This window comes from Mesorhizobium sp. M2C.T.Ca.TU.002.02.1.1 (genome assembly GCF_003997225.1).
Genome location: NZ_RZTO01000369.1, coordinates 1 through 5,796 on the forward strand (window position 1 = coordinate 1; position 5,796 = coordinate 5,796).

A 5,796-nucleotide genomic window follows, 5' to 3' on the forward strand; every position below is an offset into this window, starting at 1 on the left:
GACAGTCCAAGCTCGACCGTAAGGCGCCCGACGCCGGCAAATGGTCGGCGATGGCCAAGCGCTTCGTCACCGACATCGGCTTCGATATCGCCAACCAGGCGCTGCAGTTGCATGGCGGCTACGGCTATCTGCACGACTACGGCATCGAGAAGCTGGTGCGGGATCTGCGCGTCCACCAGATTCTCGAAGGCACCAACGAGATCATGCGCGTCATCATCGCGCGGGCGCTGATCGGCCGCTGACAGAAAATACGGGAGAAAAACGATGGCAACCATCGCCTTCATCGGCCTCGGCAACATGGGGAATCCCATGGCTGCCAATCTCGTAAAAGCTGGCCACGCTGTGCTGGGCTTCGACCTCATGCCCGAGAACCTTACGGTCGCGAAAGAGCATGGTGTGACAGTCATGGCGAACGCCGTCGCTGCGGTGAAGGACGCGGACGTGGTGATCACCATGCTGCCGGCCGGCAAGCATGTCCTATCGGTCTATGAGGACATCGCGCCCAAGGCAAAGAAGGGCGCGCTGTTCATCGATTCCTCGACCATCGATGTCGAATCGGCGCGCAAGGCGCATGCGATTGCCGCGAAGCATGGCCTGCAGTCGATCGACGCGCCCGTCTCCGGCGGCACGGGCGGCGCCACGGCCGGCACGCTGACCTTCATGGCCGGCGGATCGAACGAGGCCTTCGCTGTCGCCGAGCCGATCCTGAAGCCGATGGCCGGGCGCATCGTCCATTGCGGCGGCGACGGCGCCGGCCAGGCAGCTAAGATCTGCAACAACATGATTCTCGGCATCTCGATGATCGGCGTCGCCGAGGCCTTCGTTCTCGCCGAAAAGCTCGGCCTGTCGCATCAGGCGCTGTTCGACGTCGCCTCAACCTCTTCCGGCCAATGCTGGTCGCTGACCACTTATTGCCCGGTGCCCGGCCCGGTGCCGGCCTCGCCGGCCAACCGTGACTACAAGCCGGGCTTTGCCGCCGCGCTCATGCTGAAGGACTTGAAACTGTCGCAGGAAGCCGCGCAGAGCGCGGGCGCCGTGACCCCGCTCGGCGCCGAAGCCACGCAGCTTTATGCGCTGTTCAACGCGCAAGGGCATGCCGGCGTCGATTTTTCCGGCATTATTAATTTCCTGCGTGGAGATCGAACCTAAGCTTCTGCTTAGAAAGGATTATTAGCCACTTTTTTGGGCAAAAAGCCGGCAAATTTAGATTTGCTTAAGGTCTCGCTAACGCACCGGTAACGATGTGCCTTTAAAACGGACTGCGAGGCGGACATCGCGTCTGCCCGGCGCTCCGGATCAGGTCTCGCGTACCGGAGCCCGTAAGTTTCGCAAGTATTCTTGTCGCGAAACGCCATGCGTATCTGGCAGAGCCGCGTTCCCGTTGGGACGCGGTTTTTGCGTTTTGGGGACGCCACGCGATATGTCCAGGAATGGACCGGGCGCCCAATCGGGAGCGCCCGGGGAATAATCGCTCAGCGCTTGCGCAAATCGGCATCCGCGAGATCGAGCGCCTTGGCGATCCGCTCGCAGGCCATGTCGATCGTGTCGCGCGTCCAGATCAGCGGCGGCGACAGGATCATCGTGTCGCCGGTGGCCCGCAGCATCATGCCGTTCGCGATCGCATGGTCGCGCACGACGACCGCGGCGCTTCCCGACGGCAGATAGCGCTCCTTGGTCGCCTTGTCCTTGACGATCTCGATCGCGCCCATCAGGCCGATCGAACGCACCTCGCCGACCAGCCTGTGCCCAGCGATGCGCTCCTGAAGCGCCTGCGCGAAATAGGGACCGGTGTCGTTCTTGACCCGGTCGACCAGCCCTTCCTTCTCGATGATCTCGAGGTTCTTCAGCGCAACCGCGCAGGCCACCGGATGACCGGAATAAGTGTAGCCGTGATAGAACTCGCCGCCTTTCTCGACGAGCGTCTTTGCGACGCGGTCGCCGACCAGCAGCGCCGACAGCGGCTGGTAGCCCGAGGTCAGCGCCTTGGCGGTGGTGATCGTGTCGGGCTCCACCCCAAAAGTCTGCGCCGCGAACCATTCGCCGGTGCGGCCATAGCCGGTGATGACTTCGTCCAGCATCAACAGCACGTCGTATTTGCGGCAGATGCGCTCAACTTCCGGCCAGTAGCTCATCGGCGGGATCTTCACCCCGCCCGCGCCCATCACCGGCTCGCCGATGAAGGCGGCCACCTTGTCGGCGCCGGCTTCCAGGATCGCGTCCTCGACCGCCTTGGCCGCGCGGATGCCAAAATCATGGTCGCTTTCGCCGGGCAGCGCCAGCTCATAGGCATAGGGCATCATCACATGGACGATGTTGGGCACGGCGCCGCCGAGCTGCTTGTGCATCGGCTCCATACCGCCCAGCGACGTGCCGGCGATCGTCGAGCCGTGATAGGCTGATTTGCGCGAGATGATGCGGTTCTTCTCGGGCTTGCCCTCGAGCGCCCAGTAATGGCGGACGAGCCGAAGCGCGGTATCATTGGCTTCCGAGCCGGACGAGCCGTAGAAAACCTGGCTGACATGCTTCGGCGCCAGTTCCGCCAGCTTCTTTGACAACAGCACCGGGGTCGGCGTCGAGCATTTGAAGAAGGAGTTGTAGTAAGGCAGCTCCTTCATCTGCGCGTAAGCCGCCTCGGCCAGCTCATCGCGGCCATAGCCGACATTGACGCACCACAGGCCCGCCATGCCGTCGAGGATTTCGGTGCCGTCGGCATCGTAGATGAACGGGCCGTTGGCATGGGTGATGATGCGGGAACCGGTCTCACGCAGTTCCTTGTGGTCGGTGAAGGGGTGGAGATGATGCGCGGCGTCGATCTGCTGAAGCTGCTTCAGCGAATAGTTCTGATAGGTCATGGATTTGATCTTTCCTCTTGAATCAATCCGGCAACGGCCGGGGCGGATTCTCAGAGGACGGCAGGCGGCGAATAGCCGATGCGGGCGCACAGCCGCAACAGCTCGGCGCGAAGGGTCCGCGGTGACGGCGTCACCGCGACCCCGAAGGCGCCAGAAGTGCTGAAACGGATCATGGCGACAGCTTATGCCGCCCGGGGTCCAAAATTCAAGCCACCCCTGTCATGCAGGCTTACGGAGCGACCGCTGCAGAAAGATGTAGCGCATCGCCGTCTGCGCCGCCTGCGGCCGGCGATCGCCGCGCCCGCCATGGCCGCCTTCGGTCTCTTCGAAGAACAGCGTCCGGCCATGGCCGGCCTCCTTAAGCCGCGCCGCCATCTTGCGCGCATGTCCGGGATGGACACGGTCGTCGGCGGTGGATGTCATCAAGAGCACCGGCGGATAGGCGGCATCGGCCGCGATATGCTGGTAGGGCGAATAGGCGGCGAGCCAGGCCGCCTCCTCCGGCTTCGATGGGTCGCCATATTCCGCGATCCACGAGGCGCCGGGCGGCAGTTCGGTATAGCGCAGCATGTCGAGCAGCGGCACGTCGATGATGACGGCGCCGAACAGCTCCGGCCGCTGTGTCAGCGAGGTGCCGGTGAGCAGACCGCCATTGGAGCCGCCCTGGATGCCGAGCTGCGCCGCCGTGGTGATGCCGCGCCTGACGACATCTTCGGCGACGGCCGCGAAATCGTCGAATGCGTTCTGTCGCTTGCCCTTCAGCGCCGCCTGGTGCCAGGCCGGACCGAACTCGCCGCCGCCGCGGATATTGGCCTGGATATAGGCGTTGCCATTGTCCAGCCAGAGCTTGCCGCGAATGCCGGCATAGCCGGGCAGCAGCGGCACTTCGAAGCCGCCATAGCCGTAAAGCAGCGCCGGCACCGGCCCCTTCTGGTCGCGCCGCCGCACGACGAAATACGGGATCATCGTGCCGTCCTTCGAGCGCGCCTCGAACTGTTCCGAAACATAGGGCGAGGCATCGAAGCGGGCCGGCTGCGATTTCACCGTTTGCAGCGTCTCGCCATTGTCGTCCGACCAGATGATCGAGCTCGGCGTCAGGAAATCGGTGAAGGAGAAGGAGACGCTGGAGCCGAAATGCTCGACATGACTGATGCCGACATTGCCGTTGTCGGGCAGCGCGATCCGTTTCAGCGACCAGCCATCGGCGGTGCGGTCGCAGGCGATGACCTTGCCGCGCACATTGTCCATCAGGTTGATGAACAACCGATCCCGCGTCCTGGCGAGCCCGGCGATCGAAACGCGATGCGCAGGCGCGAGCACGGTTTCGAACGGCCCGAACGCGCCGCTCTCGATCCAGCGGTCGAAATCGAGGGAGTAAAGCCCGTCGGGCAGGCAGCGCGTGCCGTCCGGGGTCGTCCAGGGGCTGCGCACGCCGAAGATCAGCTGTCCCTTGAAGATCGCCGTGTCGGTGGCGTCGTCGGGCAGCGGAATGCGCCGGTTCTCGCCGGAAACCAGCCGCAGGAAGCTGTGCGAGGTGAAGAAGTCGAGCGTCTTGCCGAGCAGCACATGCCGCCTTTCGCCGTCATATTCGACGCCGCCGCCGACCGCGAGATGCTGCTTCTCACCTTCGAAGATCGGCGTTGCGTCCTCGAGCTTGGTGCCGCGCCGCCAGAGTTTTATCACGCGCGGATAGCCGGACTGTGTCTTGTCATCCTCTTCGAAAGCAGCCGAGACGAGCACCGTGTCCTTGTCCAGCCAGGAAAAGCCCGACTTGGATGCCGGAGCGCGAAATCCGTCCTCGACGAAGGATTTCGTCGCGATGTCGAACTCGCGCATCTCGCTGGCGTCGCCGCCGTCCGGCGACATGTAGAGCAGGCAGCGGTCGAAATCCGGATAGAGCCGGCTCGCCCCACCGAATACCCATTTAATGCCCTCTTTCGCCGAGAGCTGGTCGAAGTCGATGATCGTTTCCCACTCCGGCTTCTCGGTCTTGTAGGAAGCGACGGGCGTGCGCCGCCACAGGCCCAGCGCGTTGGTCTTGTCCTGCCAGAAATTATAGACATAGTCGGCGAGTGCTGCCCCGACCGGGATATTGTCCTCCGCGGTCATCAGGTCGAGCGCGGTTTCGAAAGTCGCCTGGTAGGAAGGATCGCCCTGCAATTCGGCGACGGTAAGCGCATTCTGGCGATGAACCCAGTCCAGCGCTTCCTTGCCGTTGCGGTCTTCCAGCCAGAGGAAGGGATCGTCAGCGGTCAATTCGGGCTGGGTCTTGGTCATCGTGCTGGTCATGCGGGTCTCCATCTGGCGGCCCCGCCTACATCGCGTTCGCTGCGCCGATATTCAAGAGCCGTGGCGGGATCGGCTACAAAACCCGCCTGCGCACGACCGTCGCCGCCGCCAGCGCGGCGCAGATCGCACCCAGCGTGACCGGCAGGCCGGCGGCGCCGATAACATCCATCACGCCGCCGGCGAGCGGCGGGACGACGATGCCGCCGAGACCCCACATCAGCGAGAAGGCGGCATTGCCGGCGACCAGCGCCGAGCCGGTGAAACGTTCACCGAGCTCGATGATCGACATCGTGTAGATGCCGTAGGAAACGGCGCCCCAGATGAAGACGCATACCCAGATCAGCGGCGTCTCGATCAGCGCCGGCAAAAGCACGCATCCAAGGACGGTCACGGCGACGCAGCCGAAGCGCACCAGCCGCGCCGTCAGCCTTTCGGCGAGCAGGCCGAGCGGCACCTGCATGGCGATGTTGCCGGCGATCATCGCCGACAGCAGCGCCGACATGCGCGCTTCCGGAATGCCGTGATGCGTTCCATAGACCGGCAGTAGCGCCAGGATCGCCTGCTCGAAACCGGCCGCGACGACCACAGCCGACAGAAGCAGCCAGGCCAATGGTATGAAGCCCAGCACCGACACCTTGTTGTCGGCCTCGTCGAC

5 protein-coding genes are annotated in these 5,796 nt (G+C 63.9%); 2 read left to right on the top strand and 3 right to left on the bottom strand.

The window, feature by feature from the left end:
- Together EOD07_RS19470 and mmsB are read left to right on the top strand one after the other, a co-directional pair.
- Positions 1 to 242: acyl-CoA dehydrogenase family protein (locus tag EOD07_RS19470; protein WP_281059069.1), on the top strand; the 242-nt coding region annotated here is incomplete at its 5' end.
- A gap of 22 nt (positions 243 to 264) precedes the next feature.
- On the top strand, positions 265 to 1,149 hold the full coding sequence (mmsB, locus tag EOD07_RS19475; protein WP_127236629.1) for a 3-hydroxyisobutyrate dehydrogenase: 885 nt from the start codon (positions 265 to 267) through the stop codon (positions 1,147 to 1,149).
- Positions 1,150 to 1,472: 323 nt separating this feature from the next.
- On the opposite strand, the gene EOD07_RS19485 is transcribed toward mmsB, so the two are convergent.
- The 3 genes from EOD07_RS19485 to EOD07_RS19500 all read right to left on the bottom strand — a co-directional run.
- Positions 1,473 to 2,852, bottom strand: coding sequence for an aspartate aminotransferase family protein (locus EOD07_RS19485; RefSeq protein ID WP_127236631.1), 1,380 nt, complete (start codon positions 2,850 to 2,852; stop codon positions 1,473 to 1,475).
- A gap of 219 nt (positions 2,853 to 3,071) precedes the next feature.
- The gene (locus EOD07_RS19495; protein ID WP_127236633.1) at positions 3,072 to 5,141 is read right to left on the bottom strand and encodes a prolyl oligopeptidase family protein; all 2,070 of its coding nucleotides are present in this window, start codon (positions 5,139 to 5,141) and stop codon (positions 3,072 to 3,074) included.
- A gap of 73 nt (positions 5,142 to 5,214) precedes the next feature.
- Positions 5,215 to 5,796, bottom strand: a 582-nt coding sequence (locus EOD07_RS19500) for an MFS transporter (RefSeq protein WP_127236634.1), incomplete at its 5' end; no start/stop codon positions are given.

Excerpts from the sequence above, each read along its gene's own strand:
- mmsB (WP_127236629.1), top strand. The coding sequence starts at position 265 with ATGGCAACCATCGCCTTCATCGGCCTCGGCAACATGGGGAATCCCATG.
- EOD07_RS19485 (WP_127236631.1), bottom strand. The coding sequence starts at position 2,852 with ATGACCTATCAGAACTATTCGCTGAAGCAGCTTCAGCAGATCGACGCC.
- EOD07_RS19495 (WP_127236633.1), bottom strand. The coding sequence starts at position 5,141 with ATGACCAGCACGATGACCAAGACCCAGCCCGAATTGACCGCTGACGAT.